The organism is Gordonia prachuapensis (genome assembly GCF_036350515.1).
GTDB lineage: Bacteria > Actinomycetota > Actinomycetes > Mycobacteriales > Mycobacteriaceae > Gordonia > Gordonia prachuapensis.
Genome location: NZ_JAZDUE010000032.1, coordinates 1 through 18,557, shown reverse-complemented (window position 1 = coordinate 18,557; position 18,557 = coordinate 1). Strand labels below are relative to the sequence as shown.

Sequence of the window (18,557 nt, the reverse complement as noted above, 5' to 3'; positions counted from 1 at the left end):
GATCTCGGGCGACCTGGGCGATCGGCTTACCCGTCTCCTCGACGATCCGGACCGCCCCATCACGAAACTCCCGGTCGTACTTCTTGCGCTTCTCTGGCATCGTGCTCCTCATTATCGATGCCTCTACAGTTCGGGGGGAACCTCAGGCCGACGCCGATACTGCTAACACCGGCCATCCCGAGGACGCCGGTACGAACGACGCCCCTGCGGCCACCGACCTCCCGACCCCACCGGCCTGGACGCTCCTGCACGACCCCACCGGCACCGAACCCACCCGCCTGCAGGGCTACGGCGCAATCGATCCCGCCCACGCCGAGACACTCGCGCCGCAGGCGAAGATCATCACCATCCCCACCGTGACCACCCCGAAACCGGCCAGCCGACTGATCGTCGTCGGCGACCGAGGTTTGGCGCCACCCATCGACCCCACCGGGCACGGCGGGTTCGACATCCCACCACCCGGCGCCCTCATCTACCGACCACCCGACCGGATGCGCGCCGAGATCACCTATCTCGATCGACGCTGCCGCTACCCCTACTGCAGCCGCCCATCTCACGAATGCGAACTCGACCACCTGGTCAAGTTCAACCATGCCGACCCGCTGGCCGGCGGCTGGAGCGTGCCCTACAACTTCGCACCACTCTGCCGACCCGATCACCACCGCAAACACGACGGCGGCTGGATACCCACCATGCACACCGACCGCACCATCACCTGGCACAACCTACGCACCGGCGAAACCATCATCACCCACCCACGGTGAGGTCGCCGGCTGGTCAGGTCGGCTCGCCGAGGCAGTATCCGAGCGGGTTGGGTAGTGCGAAGAACACCGCGAGCTGGTCTCGACTACAGGTCGGCTGGCTCTCGGTGCGACGATCCACACGCAGGATCTCGGTTCCGGCGGCCTTGATCGCGCCACACTCGACCCGCTGGTAGTCGGAAAGGCTGGCCGTCGGGAGGCCACCGATCGGGATCTGGTAGCACTCCCCCTGCGTCAGATTCGGTACCAGACACAGCTGTTCGCCAGTCTCCTCGCCATCACGCAACCAGTAGAGACGCGAATAGTCATCGTTCGGGCACGAGCCACCACTGATCTTCTCTGCGACATAGAAAGTGAACTCGGTATCCGAGGCACAGTCCGTCTTGGTGGCACTGATGTTGTCCTCAGCCTGACTTCCGCTGATCGAGACACAATCGCCGACGGCGACATCGTCGGTGTCGGTCACCGCATCACGAGTCACGAATGCGACCACACCGATGATCACGAGCAGGACGGCCACGACGATGCCGATGATCCACCACAGCTTCTTGTTCGAACGCTTCGGTGGCTGCTGCGGATACCCGCCAGGGTACGGCTGACCGGGATAGGGCGGCTGCGCACCCGGATACTGCTGTGCACCGGGATATTGCGCTCCCGGATACTGAGCCCCCGGGTACTGCGCACCGGGATACTGGGCTCCCGAATATTGGGTCGCACCGGGGTCCTGGCCCGCTGCGCCACCCGGATACGCGCCACCTGGATAGGCACCACCCGGGTACGGCGCCCCATACGGCTGTGCTCCCTGCTGGGGCGCCTGTCCACCATATGGTTGCTCCGCGCCGGGATAGGGCTGCGGATACTGCTGGCCACCCGAATACTGCTGGCCTCCGGGGGGCTGCTGACCGCCCGGATACTGCTGACCACCCGGATAAGACTGCTGCCCAGGCGGATACGGCTGCGGGCCGCCTGGATACTGTGCGACTCCCGGAATCTGCTGGGTGGGCGAGTCGGCGCCCGGCGGGGTGGGCTCCTGACCGGCCGGCGCACCGGGATACTGTTCCGCACCCGAATCCTGCTGAGCCCCCGAATACCCCCTCTCGGAGCCCACGCCACCCGGCTGCGCTCCCTGATCACCCTGCGCCTGATACCCCTGCGCCCACGGGTCATAACCGCCGCCGGCGGCACGCGACGCGTCCGGCGTATCACCGGACCGTTCCGCCTCGGCGGGCGGAACGGACGGCTCTGACGAGTTCTCGTCCCCCCGCCCGTTCGACGAATCCGGATTCGGTGGTCCCGGCGGCGTGGTCATAGTCGCAGATGCTACCGCCGCGTGAGCCCGATCGGGGCGACGCCGTCAACCCCGTGACCGACGACGCTCCCCGCCGCCCGAGTGTGTCAGCCTTGATGACGTGCGCACCGTTTCCCGCCTCCGCCCGTTCGGCACCACGATCTTCGCCGAGATGTCCGGCCTGGCCATCGAGCATTCCGCCGTTAACCTGGGGCAGGGATTCCCGGACACCGACGGCCCGTCATCGATGCTGGAAGCCGCGCAGCGCGCAATCGCCGAAGGCCATAACCAGTACCCGCCGGGCATCGGCATCCCCGAACTGCGACACGCGGTCGCCCGGCACCAACTCCACCACTACGGCCTCGACTACGACCCGGACAGCGAAATCCTGATCACCGTCGGCGCCACCGAGGCGATCGCCGGCTCCGTCGTCGGGCTCGTCGAACCGGGCCACGAGGTCATCATGGTCGAGCCGTACTACGACTCCTACGCAGCCACGGTGGCGATGGCCGGCGGCGTACGCCGGACGGTACCGCTCATCGCCGACGGCGACGGATTCCGCCTCGATCGGTCCCGACTGGCCGAAGCGTTCACCTCCAACACCTCACTGATCATGGTCAACTCACCCCACAACCCGACCGGCACCGTGCTGTCCGACGACGATCTCGCCGAGATCGCCGCCCTGTGCGTCGAACACGATGTGATCGCAGTGACCGACGAAGTCTACGAACACCTGCTCTTCGACGGCCGAGTTCAACGCCCGTTGGCGACCTTCCCCGGCATGCGCGAGCGCACCCTCCGAATCTCGAGCGCCGCCAAGACCTTCAATTGCACCGGATGGAAGGTCGGCTGGGTCAGTGGCCCCGCCGATCTGGTCGCGGCCGCCCGCTCGGCCAAGCAGTTCATGTCCTACGTCGGCTCTGGCCCGTTCCAACCCGCGGTCGCCCACGCGCTCGACAACGAGATGGACTGGGTACACACATCATCCGCCGAGTTGGCCACCAAACGCGACCTGCTCTCGACCGCACTGCGAGAGGCGGGATTCGGCGTGCACCGTAGCGAGGCCTCCTACTTCGTCTGCGCCGACCCACGGCCTCTCGGCTACGACGACGGCGCCGAGTTCTGCCGGATGCTGCCCGAACGTATCGGGGTCGCCGCGGTTCCGGTGAGCGCATTCGTCGACGACACGGAACCGTGGCGACACATGATCCGATTTGCCTTCAGCAAACGTGGGGACGTCATCGCCGAGGCCGCCCGACGACTTCGGCATCTCTGACCGCTTCGGCGAGATACTGATCACCGCAACGCGGGCATGACCTGCTGTTCGAACAAGTCCAGGCTTCCGGTGTCGTGGGCGATGTCCGGGAAGTAGAAGATTCCGTACGACATCCCCTGGTCCACCAACGCCGTCAGGTTCTCGACCACCTGCTCCGGCGTTCCGACCGCGGGCATGCCGCGGAACGCGCCCATCGTCGCCTTGGCCGCCTCGGGGTGCACGTGCTCGGCCAGATGCGCCTCCAGCGCATCGAGGCGGCGTTGCACCTCGTCCTCCGTCTCCGCCACGATCACGTTGTAGTTCGCCGACCGGACGATCGCGTCGTAGTCGCGGCCGACATCGGCGCAATGTTGTTGCAGTACCGACGACTTGTGGGCGAACCCCTCGGGGGTCCCGTCGAAGTTCGTGAAATCGGCGTACTTCGCCGCGATGCGCAAGGTCTTGCGTTCGCCTCCGCCGGCGATCCAGAGCGGGATGCGCCCCGCGTCCGGACGTGGGGCGCAGATCGCGTCATCGACCTGATAGTGCTTGCCCTGCAAGGTCGCCCGTCCGGTCTCCCACGCCTGCTGCATGATCTGCACGCCTTCGTCGAGGCGGGCGAGTCGTTCCCCGGCCGACGGGAATCCGTAACCGTAGGCACGCCATTCGTGCTCATACCAGCCACCACCGATGCCCATCTGCACCCGGCCCCCGGAGATCAGATCGGCGGTCGCCGCCACCTTCGCCAGGTACATCGGATTGCGATAGCTCATCGCCGTGCACATCTGCCCGATCGCCACCCGCGACGTCGTGGCCGCGAACGCCGACACCAGCGTCCATGCCTCGTGGGTCGCCTCATCGGTGGGCATCGGGACCGTGTGGAAGTGGTCATACACCCAGATGGAGTCCCAGCCGGACTCGTCTGCCCGCCCGGCCAGACGCGACATCACCGACCATTGGTCGGCGGGTGCGATGCCGGTGAGATCCAAACGCCAACCTTGCGGGATGAACATTCCGAAGCGCATGACCTCACGCTACCGCTGGATCCGAAGGCCGAGCCACGATCCCGATTAGTATTGCGGAGGTCCGGCGGGGGCAACGCCGGCAAAGAGACAGGAGAGCAGGCGACAATGACCATCGGCCGTAGCGAGCAAGTGGCGTTGACCCGCGGCCTCCTCCTCCGCACAGCCGAACGAATGTTCGCCGAGGAGGGCATCTCCACGGTGTCCAATCGGCGAATCAGTGAGGCGGCGGGCCAGGGCAACAACTTCGCGGTGGGCTATCACTTCGGCGGCAAGCTCGAACTGCTCCGCGCGATTCTGGGTCACCACAACGCCGCGATCGAACCCCTCCGTCGCACCATGCTGTCAGATCTGGGACCGGAGATGGGGATGCGCGAATGGATCTCGTGCCTGGTCCGCCCGCAGACCGACTACCTTCGCTCACTGGGCACGCCGACCTACTTCGCGCGGTTCTGCGCGCAGATCACCACCGACCCGAAGTACGGTCCGCTGCTCTACGAGCAGAAGGATGTGTCGGAGGAACTCATCACCGTGCTCACCGGTATGTACGCAGCGTTGCCGTCGCTGCCACCGTCGGTGCTCGAGATCCGGGACACGATGGCCCGCAACATGATCGTTCTCACCCTCGCCGACCACGAACGTGCGTGCGCCGCAGGTGAGGCGAGCCGCACGTGGGAGGACATCGGCGAGCAGCTCGTCGACGCGCTCATCGGCGTGTGGCTCGCACCCGTCACCAACGAATAGCGCAGCCCTGCATCGTCAGATGACGGTGCCGACGTCGCGCGCCACGATGTTGTCGAGCGCCCGCTCCGCGACAGCAGCGATCGTCATCGACGGATTGCAGGCGGCCGTGTTGCCCGGGATCAGCGCCCCGTCGAGCACATACAGACCACGCTGACCGCGCACGCGTCCATCGAGGTCGCACACCGGCCCCATGTTCGCCCCACCCAGTCCGTGCCAGGTGGACGGAACAATCGCGTTGGTGTCGGTGAGCACACCGCCACGACCGGCGATGGCCGACGCGGTGGGATGAATTCCCTTGGTCTGGATCAACGAATCGCCGTTGCGTGGCCAGCGCAGTCTGGCCTCGCCCGCCGCCGGATCGTAGACGAAGCGTCCGCGGGAATCGCTGGCCCCGAAACCGACCATCATCGTGCTGTGCGCGTCCAGACCGAACCCCGGGATGGCGGCCTGGATGACCGTATGAGCCAGTTCCGGTTTCGACCAGTTCAGACTTCCGTACACCACCGGACCGCCCTGCACCGCGCCGAATCCACCCGACGGATCGGACCACAAGTAGATCCGGTCGGCGTTGGTGCCCCAGCCCGCCCCGAGTTCGTCGGGCAGATCACCGATGAGCCCACGCGCCGACGCACGGACCAGCAACTTGGTGGTGTTCAGACTGCCTGCCGCCATCACCAGCGTGCCGGTCGTGAGGATCTTGTTCTCCAGCACCGCACCATCGGCCCCGATGCGGTTGACGTGCACCGTCCACCGCCCGTCGCGGGCTCGCGCCACATCGACGACCTCATGTTGGGGACGTACCTCCACCAACCCCGTGCGCTCGGCCGCGGCCAGGTAGGTGACGTCGACGGAGTGCTTGCCGCCGTTGTTGACCCCCATCGCCCCGGAGCCGTCGGTGTAGGACGGCCGCATCTTGCCGTTCAGCTCGGCGAGGGCGTAGTCCCAGTCGATCGGCATCGGGATCTTCGACACCGGCAGACCCGCTGAACGTGCTTGGCGCGCAAACTTTCTGACCGCACGATAATTAGGCGTCGCGATGAGCCGGTCCGGTGCCGTCTCGAGCCGCAGCATCCGTTCGACACGCCGATAATGGACGCGGTCCATCAACTTCCAGTCCAACTCCTCGGGAAGTTGGGAGTTGAAGACGTCCTCGGCCGGCTGCAGCGACATCCCCTGGTAGACCAGCGAACCGCCCCCGACGCCCGTCGTGCACAGCGCCGTCATGTTCTCGCCGATGACCGTCTCCACAAGCCCGACATACGGCTCGAACGGCACCGGACGACCGAACAGCTCCGGCTCGGAGCGATACCAGAGCATCCGCTTGTCCGGCGCGACGGGATCCGGAAAGGTCGTGGCGTCGGGGCCGGTCGGCCAACGTCGACCGCGCTCGAGCACCACCACCGGGACCCCTGCCTGCGCCAACCGCAGAGCGGTCACTCCCCCGCCGAAGCCCGAGCCGATCACCACCACGCGGTGGTCCTCCCGGGTCAGCCGCACACGGCGCGCGGGCGCCGCGGTCGCCTGCCCGGTACCGATGATCGATGAGGTCGCGGCGGCCGCCCCCACGGCCGCCGCCCCACCGACAAACGAGCGACGTGAAATCACGCCTTCCCCTCGAATCGTCGTCCTCCATGGCCGCATCGATGACTTCACGGCCCGCGATATTGAAACATGTTTCAGTCAAGCGACTCAACACGTCCGGCGAAGAAGTTTACAAACAGTCTGGACTGTTTGTAGATTTCCGACTACCGTCCGACCCCATGGCACACGAGGCGGCCGCGCCGCGAACACAGGCCCAACGGACCGCGGCGACCCGGGCGAAGGTGCTCGACGCGACGATCGCGTCCCTCGTCGAGCTCGGCTATGCGAAGACGACCACCCAGGAGGTGAACCGTCGCGCAGAGGTGTCCAGAGGTGCTCTCCTGCATCACTTCCCCACCCGTGAGTCGCTGGTGGTCGCCGCCGTCGGACATCTCGTCGATCGACGGATGAGCGAGATCCTCGGCCGTCCGCGCACCGGCGATGAGGACATCTCGGTGATCTTCGAGGTGTTCGACGGCCCGCTGTTCGACGCCGCGCTGGAACTGTGGGTGGCCGCACGCACCGACGAACACCTGCGACAAGCGATGGTGCCGCTCGAGCAGAAGGTGTCCGACGCGCTGATCACCGGCAGCGCCGAACTGTTCGGTCCGCGCTACAGCCCCGCACAGATCGCCCTGTCCATCGAGCTCGCACGCGGCCTGGCCGTCTCGCGAATTCTGCGCTCACCCGACGACGACCGCGCGCTCCTCGACGAACTGCTCACCGTCTGGAAGGCGATGGTCAACGATGCCTGATCACCCACAGCACCTCCCCGACCGCGTCGACGTCCTCGTCGTCGGCGCAGGTTTCGGCGGACTGGCCGCACTGCACCGGCTGGTCACCGACCACCCGGATCTGGAGATCCTGGCGATCGAACGCGCCGGCGAGGCCGGCGGCGTCTGGCGGGAGAACGATTACCCTGGCGCCGCATGCGACGTGCCCACGTCCCTGTACTCGCTGTCGTTCGCTCCCAACCCGGACTGGTCACACAGTTACGGACGCCAACACGAGATCCGCGAGTACCTGATCGGTGTCGCCGACGGACACCGGGATCGAATCCGCTACAACTGTGCACTGCAGGACGCCGAATGGGATGCGGCACAAGCGCTGTGGATCGTGTCTACCGAGCGTGGCGTCATCCGCTGCCGCTTCCTGGTCACCGCCCCGGGCGCGCTGTCGGCGCCGGGCGTTCCGGACCTGCCGGGCGCATCGGACTTCGGCGGCACGGTGTTCCACAGCGCGCAATGGGAGCACGGGCACGACCTCACCGGCCGCCGCGTCGCCATCGTCGGCAGCGGCGCGTCCGCGGTTCAGATCGTGCCCGAGATCGTCGACCGCGTGGAGCACCTGACGGTGTTCCAGCGCACCCCGGCGTGGGTGGTACCGCGCCTGGACCGGACGATCGGACGCACGGAACGCACCGTGTACCGCCGGCTACCGGCCGCCCATCGACTGATCCGGGCGCTGGTCTACCTGTATCGCGAGTTCTACGTGATCCTGATGGCCCGCCGACCCCGGCTGCTGCCCATCGCGACCGCGATCGGCAAGGCACAGTTGAGGTTCCAGGTGCGCGATCGATCCCTGCGACGCCGACTGACGCCTGACTACACCATCGGCTGCAAGCGAATGCTGCTGACCAACAAATGGTTTCCCGCCCTGCAGAAGCGCAATGTGACACTCACGGGCGCGCTCGCCGAGCTCACGTCAGACGGCGCGGTCGACTCCGACGGACGCACCCACGAGGTTGACACCGTGGTGTTCGCGACCGGGTTCACGCCGACGGCACCCCCGATCGCCGGCCACCTGCGTGGCCGAACCGGAGACACCCTGGCCGACACCTGGGCAGGCTCCCCCAGCGCCTATCGGGGCGTCTCCGTCCACGGCTTTCCCAATCTGTTCTTCCTCTACGGACCCAACACCAACCTGGGCCACAGCTCCATCGTGCTGATGCTGGAACCGCAGGCGCGCTACACGAGCACCGCCATCCGTCACCTGCGTGACCGCGGTCTGGACACCATCGAGGTGACCGCGCAGGCACAGCAGACCTACAACGCGGGCCTCGACCGCGAGCTCGGCGGCACCGTGTGGAACACCGGCGGCTGCGCCAGTTGGTATTTCGATGCGAAAGGACGCAATTCGGTGATGTGGCCGACCTTCACGCGCACCTACCGTCGGATGATGTCGACCTTCGTCGCCGACGACCATCGTCTCGGCCGCGCACCCGCACACACCGACGACACCGCGCAGGTGATCCGGTGACCGACATCGCAGCCATCGGCCACGTAGATGTCATCGTCATCGGCTCCGGCTTCGGCGGCTCGGTCGCCGCGCTACGGCTCGTCGAGAAGGGATACCGTGTCGCGGTACTCGAGGCCGGTCGTCGGTTCACCGACGACGATCTCCCGAAGACCAGCTGGCGTGTCCGCGACTACGTCTGGGCGCCGACACTGGGATGCTATGGCGTGCAGCGCATGCATCCACTGCGTGATGTCCTCGTGATGGCCGGCGCCGGTGTCGGTGGCGGATCGTTGAACTACGCCAACACGCTCTATCGTCCGCCGACCGCGTTCTTCGAGGATCCACAGTGGGGCTCGATCACGGACTGGGCGACCGAGCTCGGCCCCTACTACGACCAGGCGTCGCGCATGCTCGGTGTCACGACGGTCCCGCGGACGACGCCCGCGGACGACGTCATGCGCGAGGTGGCCGAGGAGATGGGGGCAGGACACACCTTCGTGCCCACCCCGGTCGGCGTGTATTTCGGCGCCCCCGGCGAACGCGTCGCCGACCCGTTCTTCGGTGGTGCGGGCCCCGACCGCACGGGCTGCACCGAATGCGGGTCGTGCATGACGGGATGCCGGGTCGGCGCCAAGAACACGCTGGTGAAGAATTACCTTCATCTGGCCGAAAACGCAGGTGCACAGATCGTTCCGATGACCACCGTGCACGCGGTTCGCCCGAGGGCCGACGGCGGGTACGAGATCGACACCCGCCGGACCGGGTCGCGGCGACGTCGCCACCGACAGACGTTCACCGCCGATCAGGTGGTGTTCGCGGCCGGGACCTACGGCACCAACAAGCTGCTGCTGTCGATGCAGCGGAGCGGCGATCTGCCGAACCTGTCGGATCGCCTCGGACGCGTCGTGCGCACCAACTCCGAGGCGGTGCTCGCGGCGACGGCAACCGACACCGCGACCGACTACACCCGAGGCGTGGCGATCACATCGTCGTTCCATCCGAACGATCACACGCACATCGAGCCGGTGCGCTACGGCAAGGGCAGCAACCTGATCGGGCTCCTACAGGCGATCCTCGTCGACGGCGGCGGGCGGTTTCCGCGACTTCTGAAAGCCGTCGCGGCGATGTCGGCGCACCCGGTCGAGACGTTGCGTTCGCTGTCGGTGCGGCGGTGGTCGGAACGCACGATCATCGCGCTCGTGATGCAGACCGCCGACAACTCCATCGAACTGTTCGCCCGCCGTGGCCGCATCGGACCGATCCTGCGGAGCAGAGCCGGAGACGGGGACCCACCACCCCGCTGGATTCCCGAGGGACACACCGCCGTCCGATCGGCAGCGCGCCGAATCGGGGGAACGGCAGGAGGTTCGATCGTCGATCTGTTCAACATCCCGATGACGGCCCACTTCCTGGGTGGTTGCTCGATCGGGCACACCGCGACCGACGGTGTGGTCGACGCCTACCACCGGGTGTTCGGGCATCCGGGTCTGCACGTCGTCGACGGGTCGACGGTGTCGGCCAACCTCGGGGTGAACCCGTCCCTCACCATCACCGCACAGGCCGAACGCGCGATGGCGCTGTGGCCCAACCGCGGTGAGGTCGATCCGCGACCTGCGTCCGGATGTGCCTACGAATCGGTCGAACCGGTCGCCCCGCGGTGTCCGACGGTACCGGCGTCGGCACCGGGCGCGCTCCGGCTACCGATCACGCCGGTGCGGCGGAGGGCGTGAGCGGGTCTCGATCACGCCGGTGCGACGGAGGGCGTCGGCGGGTCTCGATACGTCTCCTCGCCTAGCGGCTCGGCGACTACTCGACCAGCGGAATGGGCGCAGCCCCCGACGATCGAGTAGCCGCGAGCGAGCGCAGCGAGCCCGCGGCGTATCGAGATCACCCGATCGATCAGAAGTACTGCGCCCCACCGTCGATCGAGATGTGCTCGGCGGTGATGAACTTGGATTCGTCGGAGGCCAGGAATGCCACGACGTTGGCGATCTCGTCCGGCTCGGCGACGAACTGATTCAGGAAGGTCATGCCCATGCCGGCCAGGCGCGGGTTGGCGGCGTTGGTCTCCTCGATCCGGGCGACCATCTGCCCCGACCCCATCGGCGTCGCCACCGCACCGGGATGGATGCTGTTGACGCGGATGTCGTGATTGCCCAGCTCGGCGGCGAAAGCGCGGGTCATCCCGACCAGCGCATGCTTGCTGGTGGTGTAGTGGACCATGAACGGCTGCAGCTTCTTTCCCGCGAGAGAACTCGTCAGGATCACCGAGCCGCCGCCCCGCTCGATCAGATGGTGAGCGGTGGCGGTGACGGTGTTCCAGACGCCGATGACATTGATGTCGATGACATCCCGGAAACTCGTCGGGGTCACCTCATCCCAGGTCTCGGGGATGCAGATGCCGGCATTGGCCACCACGATGTCGATGCCTCCGAACACACCGACGCCCTCGTCGACGACGCTCTTGAGTCCCTCGAGATCACGGACATCGCACGTGACCAGATGCGCTTTCACGCCCTGCTCCTCGACCAGTCGACGGGTCTCGTCCATGTCTGCCGGGGTAGCCGGGTCGTAGGGCACACCGGGCAGCGGGCCGGCCAGATCGACGCCGATGATCTGTGCGCCTTCGGAGGCGAGGCGGACGGCGTGCGCACGCCCCTGCCCCCGGGCCACTCCGGTGATCACGGCCACCTTGTTGTCGAGACGCCCCACGTTGGGCTCCTTTCGTCGTCGAACGAGTCGCCTGATGGGTCGACTTCGTGTCGCTCAGATGGGCAGACCCTGCTCCAGGAGATCGACGGCCTGCAACAGGGTGGCGAGGAGGTTCTCGTCCTGGACCTCGTCGACGGCCTGCGCGAAGTGGAACATCACGCCGCCCGCGGCCGCGATGAACACCCGCAGGCGGATGTCGTCGGGCCGGGCGCCGGTGTACTCGGCGAAGAAGTCGGTCGCGTGCGAGATCGCGCCGTCCGACTCGATCTGATAGGCCGTGCGTAGCACCGGCTCGGATTGGATGAGGCGCATGCGTTCCGAATTGCTGGCCCATTCGTCGGCGGTACCGATCCGGAACATCTCACTGATCAACCGACGGAGCAGGTCGAAGTGGCTCAGCCCAGGCGGGATGGCCTCGATCGCCTCTTGCCGCGCCTCGTCGAGATCGTCGGAGATGACCACCTGCTCTTTGGACGCGAAGTAGCGGAAGAACGTGGTGTGGGAGACCTCCGCCTCCCGCGCTATCTGTTCCACCGTCGTGTGGTTGTAGCCGTTCTCGGCGAACAGCCGCATCGCTGCGTCGCGAATCGCCTTGCGGGTGCGGATCTTGTTCTTCTCCCGCAAACCGATGCGACGCCCCGGGCCACAGCCCGGGGTCGTCGTCGGTGTGGCCATGGCGATGACCTCCTCGGATCAGGTCGCCGACGCGACCGCTTCCCGCTTCGGGTCGGCATCGGGGTTCTCCAGCCCGCGGTCGCGGACGGCGGCACCCTCGATGTCGAGGTTCAGCACCACTCGATCCAACCACTTCGGCAGACCCCAGGCGCGGTCGCCCAGCATCGCGATCGCGGCGGGCACCACCATCATCCGGATGATGAAGGCGTCGAAGGCCACCGCCACCGCGAGCGCAAAGCCCATCATCTTCGCGGTCGTGTCCGGAGCCAGCATGAACGCCGCGAACACGCTGATCATGATAAGCGCGGCGGAGGTGACCACACGCGCACCATGCCGGTAGCCGGTGACGATGGCGTCCTTGGCCGACATGCCGTGCATGTACTCCTCACGCATCCGGGTCACCAGGAAGACCTGATAGTCCATCGCGAGACCGAACACCACGCCGATCAGGAAGATCGGCAGGAACGACAGGATCGGCTTGGTGTTGTCGATCAGCCCCAGCGCGCCCTCCTGGAAGATCAGGACGGTCATGCCGAAGGTCGCGAGCACCGAGAACACGAATCCGAGCGTCGCGATCAGCGGAACCCAGATCGATCGGAACACCCCGATCATGATCAGGAACGCGAGACCGACCACCACGATCAGGTACGGGATCAGCGCGCTGTCGAGCTTGGCCGACAGATCGGACATGATCGCCGTCTGTCCGCCGACATGGAGCTCGGCGCCGGCGTTCTCGGCCTGCGGCGCGAACGCCCGGATCTCCTCCATGAGGTCGTGCGTCGCCTGCGATGACGGAGCACTGACCGGAGTGACCGAGATGAGCGCGGTGTCCGCACCATTGTTGGGCTGCGGCGCAGCACCGTTGCCCATCCACGTGATGGTTGCGGCGTTGGCGACGCCGTCCAGCGACTGGATGTGCTCGACGGTCGCGTCCGCGGCCGGCGCGACGTCGCCGTCGTTGTCGGCGTGCACCACGGCGAACAGCGGTCCGTTGACACCCTCACCGAATCCACGCTGCAGCAGTGACTGAGCTGGCGCCTCGTCGTCGCTGGTCAGCGACATACCCAGCTCGAGACGCCCCATCGGGATGGCCGCCAGGATCAACACCGCGAGGCCGGCGACGATGAACGGTAGCGGTCGCTTGACGACCGTGCGACCGAGCTTGACGCCGACGGTGTCGACGGTCGCGGACTCCTCCGCGTGCTTGATCCACGGAATCCGGGGGCGGAAGGCGAACCGTCCGACCGCACCGAGGAGCGCCGGGATCAGCGTGAGCGCGGCGAGCACGGCGACCGCGACGGCAAGTCCGGCACCCATACCCATCTGGGTGATCAGCGGGATGCCGATGACGGTCAGCGCAACCACCGCGACGATCACCATCAGGCCGGCGAAGACGACCGCGGACCCGGCCGTCCCGACAGCGCGTCCGGCCGCATCGGCGGGCGCCCCTCCCCGGGTGAGTTCGTTGCGGTACCGCGAGACGATGAACAGCGCGTAGTCGATCGAGACGGCGATGCCGAGCATCGTGACGATCGCGGTCGCGGTCTCATTGATGCTGAGGACCTCGGCCGACAACGTGACGAGCATGATCGTGATCGCGACACCGACCAGCCCGGTGATGAGCGGGATGAACGCCGCGACCAGCGCACCGAACGCGACGATCATGACGACGAAAGCGACGGCGAACCCGATCATCTCGGCGGTGCCGCCGGCCTCCATCACCTGCATCAGCGAACCGGTGGCCTCGACCTCGAGGCCCGCACCACGGTTCTCGGCGAGGATCTCCTGGAGCTGCTCCTTCTCCTCGACGGTGAGCTCCATGATCTCGATGTCCTGACGGACCTGGATCAGCCCGACCCGACCGTCGTCGCCGACGACCGACGACGCGATGGCCGGATCGGCCGCGGCTGCCACGACGGGGTTCACGATCGTCGCCGGGTCGCTCAGCTCGGGAAGCGTCTGAAGGTCCGAGACCAGGGCGTTGATCTGGTCGGTGTGTGCGGCCAGTCCGTCGTCGGCGGCCACCAGCACGCTGGTCGATGCCTGGGACTGCTGCTCCATCACCTGCGGGAAGTGCTCCTCGATCTGCGAGGTCGCCGTCCCCGAGTCGGTGCCCGGCAGGCTGAAGTCCTTGGCGAACTGGGGGCTCAGCGCTCCGACGAGCCCGGAGACCGTCATCGCGGCCAGCAGCCACGTCGCGATCACCCACCATTTGTGCCGGAAGGAGAACCTTCCGACCCGATACAGAAACGACGCCATGGGCTTCCCTTCACACACGCTGGTCTGAGTCGTCGAGGTCACAAAGTGTTAGTGACTACCACTTGTTACTGGATAACAGCATTTTCCGCGCAATGCCATCCCATCCTGGGCAAACGTGCGGGACGCCTCCACGCAGCCGGGAACGAGACGCAGATCATCGAACACATGTTCGTAGTTGTCGAGTAGGCTGGACCACATGACCGCGGGCATCCAGGGATCGCTGTTCGACCAGCCGACAGACGGCGTGGCGCTACGCGATCTCGGCACCGCGACGCGTCGCCCGCTGACCGACGGTGCCTGGGTCGACCTACGGCCCGGCTGGGTGTCCGGGTCGGACGCGCTGTTCGACCGGTTGCGCGAATCCGCGGCATGGCGCGCGGAGCGACGGCGCATGTACGACCGCGTCGTCGACGTCCCGCGCCTCGTCGCGACGTACCACGAGGCGGGCACCTTCCCCGACCCTCTGTTGGCCGAGGCTCTCGACGAGCTGAGCCGCCACTACCGCGAGGAGTTGCCCGAGGGTTTCGCGACCGCGGGCCTGTGCCTCTACCGCGACGGTTCGGACAGCGTCGCGTGGCACGGCGATCGGATCGGCCGTGGTTCGCGCGAGGACACGATGGTGGCGATCGTGTCCCTCGGCTCGCCACGACCACTGATGTTGCGTCCGCGTGGTGGCGGGCAGTCGCTGAAATTCGTCGTCGGCCCGGGCGATCTGCTCGTGATGGGTGGCAGCTGTCAGCGCACCTGGGAACATGCCGTGCCGAAGGTCCCCGGCGTCGGTCCACGCATCAGCATCCAGTTCCGGCCGCCGGGCGTGTGGTGAGCGAGTGTGGTGAACGTCAGACGGTGAACTGCGTGTCGGTGACCTTCTCCGACACGCGCCACAACTCGTCACGGATCGCGGTGTCGTCGGCGAGCTTGCTATGACCCGACGGGCCCGGCGCGCCACGGCTGCCGAACATCTCGGTCGGACCGTAGAAGCCGCCGTTGGTGGTATCCGGCGACGTCGCTGCGTACAAGGTCGGAAGGGCGCCGCCGGCCGCGGACTGTGCGAACAGCTTGTTCCCGAATTTCATGAAGACGTCCTCGATGGTCTCCGACCGCCCCTGGAGTTCGGTGGCCGCGTAGCCCGGATGGGCGACCATCGACGACGTCGACGAGCCCGACGCCGCCAGCCGTTCGGCCAGTTCCTTGCCGAACATGAGGTTGGCCATCTTGGAGTCGCCGTAGGCCCGCCAGCGGCGGTACTTCCGCTTGTCCCAGTTGAGGTCGTCGAGGTCGATCCGACCGATCTGATGCATCGACGACGACAGGGTCACCACCCGATCGGTGATCTTCGGCAGAACCAGAGCGGTCAGCACGAAGTGGCCGAGATGATTGGTGCCCATCTGCATCTCGAATCCGTCGGCGGTGCGTTTGAACGGTATCGCCATGACCCCGGCGTTGTTGATCAGGACATCCGCGCCGTCGAACTTCTCGGCAAAGGTCCGCACCGATGCGAGATCGGCCAGATCGAGCTGTGCCACAGTCGCATTGGGTCCGATGTCGGCCGCCACCGGCTGCGCCTTGTTCACGTTCCGGCAGGCCAGGGTGACCGTCGCGCCCGCCTTGGCCAACGCTTTCGCCGTCTCGGCGCCGAGGCCACTGTTGGCGCCGGTGATCACGTACCGCCGTCCGGTCTGGTCTGGAATGTCAGCCGCGGTCCACTTGCTCATGGTGCCTCCCCTGTCTGGTCACGTCTGTCACCGACGCTATGGAGTACCACCGCCGTCGTCAACGAAACGGCCGGTCTGTCCCGTCAATCGGCGCGCCGGACGCAGGAGTCCGGCGACGACGGCTCCGACCGAGATCCCCGCCGCGCCCCGCCGTCCGACAACCGAGATCGGCGCGAAGACCTCGGTCACCTCGGCGCGACCGCGCAGAGTACGCGTTCCGACGGCGACCCACTGACTACCTTCGTCCGGCGTCGCCCGATCGATCGCCGTCCCGGACGCCATCACCGATGTGCCGGACTGTTTGGCGAGATCGGAGAGCCGCGCGCTCTCGTTCACCGCGTCGCCGATCACGGTGTACTCGTAGCGGGTCTCGGCACCGATGTTCCCGGCGAAGACGGTGCCGCACGACACGCCCATGCCCCACCCGATGTCGAGGGCGGCGGTCAGCCGGGTGGCGAGGTCCCGCGCCGCCGAGAGCGCCGCGGTGGCAGGGTCGTCGAGGGCGACCGGCGCGCCGAATATGGCCAGCGCCGAGTCCCCTTCGAACTTGTTGACGAAGCCCCGGTGGTCGTCGACGACATCGGCGACGATGGTGAAGAAGTCGTTGAGCAGTTGCGCGGTGGCCTGGGGATCCTGTCGGGCCGCGATCCCGGTGGAATCGATGATGTCGACGAACAGCACCCCCACGGTCGTGTTCGCACCTCGCATGCCGTCGCCGTGTTCGAGGGCTTGCGCGGCGACCGTGTCGCCGACATGGCGAGCGAAGAGCCGGCGCATGCGCTCGCGCTCCTCGAGTCCCGCCACCATCGTGTTGAAACCGTGTTGCAGCACACCGAGTTCGGACGAGTCATACACCGGGACCCGCGCGGTGTAGTCGGTGTTGTCGACGCGCTCGACGGCTCGATGCAGGTCACGGAGCGGATCGGCGATGGACCGGCCGACCAGGGTGATCACCCGCACCCCGGACACCAGTGCCACCACCGCGAGGACGACGATCGTCCAGTCGACCGGCCCACTGACCGGCGGCAGGATGTCGAGCCATCGCCCGAGGTTGAGCAACAGGAGGCCGACCATCGGCACGGCGGAGCTCACCAGCCACACGGCCACCATTCGTGTCTGGACACCGTGGAACACATGCCGAGCCGGGAACTCCCGGTAAGCGACGACCGCCAGAGGCCGGGCGGCACGTTCGGCGAAGAGATAGGTGATGCAGGAACTCGAGATCGCCGCGAGGAGGAAGGCGAACGCCACACCGGCGGTCCGCATCGACGTGGGGTCGTCGGCGGCCACGGCATAGGACCCGACTGCCGTCGCCCACGCGGCGAGGGTCGCGAACACCTGGTTGCGCGGGATGTGCCGGATCGCGGAACGTCGGGACTGATCGGCGGCCACGCCGCTGACGAACCAGTCCACCTGCGGCTTGATCAGCGCTACGCCGACCAGCATGTTGGTCAGGGTGCCGACGATGATGCCGGTGACGACCGCCGGGAAGTTCGGCGCGCCGACGGTGGTCTCCAGCGTCAGCTGACTCCCGTTGTAGGCCAACTGAACCAGCAGGAACGTCTCGATGCCGATGGCGCAGTTCGTGCCGATCAGTGCGATGGCGGCGGCAGCAGTCGCGCGCCGCGACATCCGTGCCCGCTCGTCGCGCGGCAGTTCGGCGAGGTCCCGGACGTCGGTCCCGCGATGACGACCCCAGAGGAATCGGGGCAGCGCCTCACCGCTGATGTGCGGCCACGCGCGGTGTAGGGCGGCGTGGCCGAGTGGTCGCGCCATGACGGCCACCTCCTGCGCCGGTAGGTACCTGAAGGGTACCGGCCGCGCGCAGCAAAAGACCGACCCCACGGCCTGGGGGGATGAGGGATGGCCGTGGAGTCGGTCTCGTGGTCCGGCCGATCGGCCGGAGGTCTGGGGGGCAACACTCCCGAAGCCTGAGGAGCCCGCGAACGGAGTGAGTGGGCGTACCACCCGAACCCTGAGGAGCCCGCGAACGGAGTGAGTGGGCGTACCACCCGAACCCTGAGGAGCCCGCGAACGGAGTGAGTGGGCGTCACGAAGGGTGGCCCTTCGTGACAGTGAGGATGATGGTGGGTAGTCGAGGAGGCTGTCGGGTCTGACCTTCTTCGTGACTGACCGCTCCGGGTGGGTGTGTCCTTCACCAGTGACCTGTCGGCCCGGGGAGCCTGCTCGGCTGCTGTGAGAACCAGAGATGTGGCCTTGAAAGGCCGGGGCGGGTGTGACCTGATAAGGACCGTGTCCAACCAGTGGTTGTGACTCTTCACTGTCCTGTCCACCCGCCCCGGCGAG

15 protein-coding genes are annotated in these 18,557 nt (G+C 67.0%); 7 read left to right on the top strand and 8 right to left on the bottom strand.

All coding sequences use genetic code 11. The annotated features are described in order from the left end of the window. Positions 1-101 precede the first annotated feature (101 nt). Entirely contained in the window at positions 102-764 is a 663-nt protein-coding gene (locus V1Y59_RS23435) for an HNH endonuclease signature motif containing protein (protein WP_330507443.1), read from the top strand. 13 nt (positions 765-777) lie between these two features. On the opposite strand, the gene V1Y59_RS23430 is transcribed toward V1Y59_RS23435, so the two are convergent. Then, positions 778-2,070 carry an LppU/SCO3897 family protein gene (locus tag V1Y59_RS23430; RefSeq protein ID WP_330507442.1) on the bottom strand — a complete coding sequence of 431 codons (1,293 nt, stop codon included), beginning with the start codon at positions 2,068-2,070 and terminating at the stop codon, positions 778-780. Positions 2,071-2,170: 100 nt separating this feature from the next. Between V1Y59_RS23430 and V1Y59_RS23425 the strand changes: the two genes are divergently transcribed. Continuing rightward, entirely contained in the window at positions 2,171-3,325 is a 1,155-nt protein-coding gene (locus tag V1Y59_RS23425; RefSeq protein ID WP_330507441.1) for a pyridoxal phosphate-dependent aminotransferase, read from the top strand. A gap of 20 nt (positions 3,326-3,345) precedes the next feature. On the opposite strand, the gene V1Y59_RS23420 is transcribed toward V1Y59_RS23425, so the two are convergent. Continuing rightward, a complete protein-coding gene (locus V1Y59_RS23420; RefSeq protein WP_330507440.1) occupies positions 3,346-4,329 on the bottom strand; it encodes an LLM class F420-dependent oxidoreductase in 984 nt (327 codons plus the stop codon). Between the two features lie 105 nt (positions 4,330-4,434). Between V1Y59_RS23420 and V1Y59_RS23415 the strand changes: the two genes are divergently transcribed. Continuing rightward, complete coding sequence (locus tag V1Y59_RS23415; protein WP_330507439.1) at positions 4,435-5,070, top strand: TetR/AcrR family transcriptional regulator; 636 nt, start codon at positions 4,435-4,437, stop codon at positions 5,068-5,070. A gap of 15 nt (positions 5,071-5,085) precedes the next feature. Here V1Y59_RS23415 and V1Y59_RS23410 read toward each other — a convergent pair whose 3' ends face one another. Continuing rightward, complete coding sequence (locus tag V1Y59_RS23410; protein WP_330507446.1) at positions 5,086-6,711, bottom strand: GMC oxidoreductase; 1,626 nt, start codon at positions 6,709-6,711, stop codon at positions 5,086-5,088. A 119-nt stretch (positions 6,712-6,830) separates the two neighbouring features. Between V1Y59_RS23410 and V1Y59_RS23405 the strand changes: the two genes are divergently transcribed. Genes V1Y59_RS23405 through V1Y59_RS23395 form a run of 3 tightly spaced genes read left to right on the top strand, consistent with a single transcriptional unit; the run spans position 6,831 to position 10,619 of the window. Next, a complete protein-coding gene (locus V1Y59_RS23405; protein WP_330507438.1) occupies positions 6,831-7,406 on the top strand; it encodes a TetR/AcrR family transcriptional regulator in 576 nt (191 codons plus the stop codon). Further along, positions 7,399-8,910, top strand: coding sequence for a flavin-containing monooxygenase (locus V1Y59_RS23400; RefSeq protein ID WP_330507437.1), 1,512 nt, complete (start codon positions 7,399-7,401; stop codon positions 8,908-8,910). The genes V1Y59_RS23405 and V1Y59_RS23400 overlap by 8 nt, the downstream gene beginning before the upstream one ends. Before the next feature lie 14 nt (positions 8,911-8,924). After that, positions 8,925-10,619 (top strand): GMC family oxidoreductase, encoded by a 1,695-nt coding sequence (locus tag V1Y59_RS23395; protein ID WP_330507445.1) that lies wholly within the window; start codon positions 8,925-8,927, stop codon positions 10,617-10,619. A gap of 169 nt (positions 10,620-10,788) precedes the next feature. On the opposite strand, the gene V1Y59_RS23390 is transcribed toward V1Y59_RS23395, so the two are convergent. From V1Y59_RS23390 to V1Y59_RS23380, 3 genes are read right to left on the bottom strand one after another with little or no spacing between them, the layout of a single operon-like run. Further along, complete coding sequence (locus tag V1Y59_RS23390) at positions 10,789-11,601, bottom strand: mycofactocin-coupled SDR family oxidoreductase (RefSeq protein ID WP_330507436.1); 813 nt, start codon at positions 11,599-11,601, stop codon at positions 10,789-10,791. 54 nt (positions 11,602-11,655) lie between these two features. Continuing rightward, on the bottom strand, positions 11,656-12,276 hold the full coding sequence (locus V1Y59_RS23385; RefSeq protein ID WP_330507435.1) for a TetR family transcriptional regulator: 621 nt from the start codon (positions 12,274-12,276) through the stop codon (positions 11,656-11,658). Between the two features lie 18 nt (positions 12,277-12,294). Continuing rightward, entirely contained in the window at positions 12,295-14,535 is a 2,241-nt protein-coding gene (locus tag V1Y59_RS23380) for an MMPL family transporter (RefSeq protein ID WP_330507434.1), read from the bottom strand. Positions 14,536-14,731: 196 nt separating this feature from the next. Between V1Y59_RS23380 and V1Y59_RS23375 the strand changes: the two genes are divergently transcribed. Next, positions 14,732-15,358, top strand: coding sequence for an alpha-ketoglutarate-dependent dioxygenase AlkB (locus V1Y59_RS23375; protein WP_330507433.1), 627 nt, complete (start codon positions 14,732-14,734; stop codon positions 15,356-15,358). Between the two features lie 16 nt (positions 15,359-15,374). Here V1Y59_RS23375 and V1Y59_RS23370 read toward each other — a convergent pair whose 3' ends face one another. Next, positions 15,375-16,250, bottom strand: a complete 876-nt coding sequence (locus tag V1Y59_RS23370) for an oxidoreductase (RefSeq protein ID WP_330507432.1) — start codon at positions 16,248-16,250, stop codon at positions 15,375-15,377. A 36-nt stretch (positions 16,251-16,286) separates the two neighbouring features. Further along, on the bottom strand, positions 16,287-18,026 hold the full coding sequence (locus V1Y59_RS23365; RefSeq protein ID WP_431309285.1) for an adenylate/guanylate cyclase domain-containing protein: 1,740 nt from the start codon (positions 18,024-18,026) through the stop codon (positions 16,287-16,289). Positions 18,027-18,557: the final 531 nt, after the last annotated feature.

What these genes read in the sequence shown, in the direction of transcription:
- V1Y59_RS23430 (WP_330507442.1), bottom strand. Translation starts at nt 2,070, where the DNA reads ATGACCACGCCGCCGGGACCACCGAATCCGGATTCGTCGAACGGGCGG.
- V1Y59_RS23420 (WP_330507440.1), bottom strand. Translation starts at nt 4,329, where the DNA reads ATGCGCTTCGGAATGTTCATCCCGCAAGGTTGGCGTTTGGATCTCACC.
- V1Y59_RS23415 (WP_330507439.1), top strand. Translation starts at nt 4,435, where the DNA reads ATGACCATCGGCCGTAGCGAGCAAGTGGCGTTGACCCGCGGCCTCCTC.
- V1Y59_RS23410 (WP_330507446.1), bottom strand. Translation starts at nt 6,711, where the DNA reads ATGCGGCCATGGAGGACGACGATTCGAGGGGAAGGCGTGATTTCACGT.
- V1Y59_RS23405 (WP_330507438.1), top strand. Translation starts at nt 6,831, where the DNA reads ATGGCACACGAGGCGGCCGCGCCGCGAACACAGGCCCAACGGACCGCG.
- V1Y59_RS23400 (WP_330507437.1), top strand. Translation starts at nt 7,399, where the DNA reads ATGCCTGATCACCCACAGCACCTCCCCGACCGCGTCGACGTCCTCGTC.
- V1Y59_RS23385 (WP_330507435.1), bottom strand. Translation starts at nt 12,276, where the DNA reads ATGGCCACACCGACGACGACCCCGGGCTGTGGCCCGGGGCGTCGCATC.
- V1Y59_RS23380 (WP_330507434.1), bottom strand. Translation starts at nt 14,535, where the DNA reads ATGGCGTCGTTTCTGTATCGGGTCGGAAGGTTCTCCTTCCGGCACAAA.
- V1Y59_RS23375 (WP_330507433.1), top strand. Translation starts at nt 14,732, where the DNA reads ATGACCGCGGGCATCCAGGGATCGCTGTTCGACCAGCCGACAGACGGC.
- V1Y59_RS23370 (WP_330507432.1), bottom strand. Translation starts at nt 16,250, where the DNA reads ATGAGCAAGTGGACCGCGGCTGACATTCCAGACCAGACCGGACGGCGG.
- V1Y59_RS23365 (WP_431309285.1), bottom strand. Translation starts at nt 18,026, where the DNA reads ATGGCGCGACCACTCGGCCACGCCGCCCTACACCGCGCGTGGCCGCAC.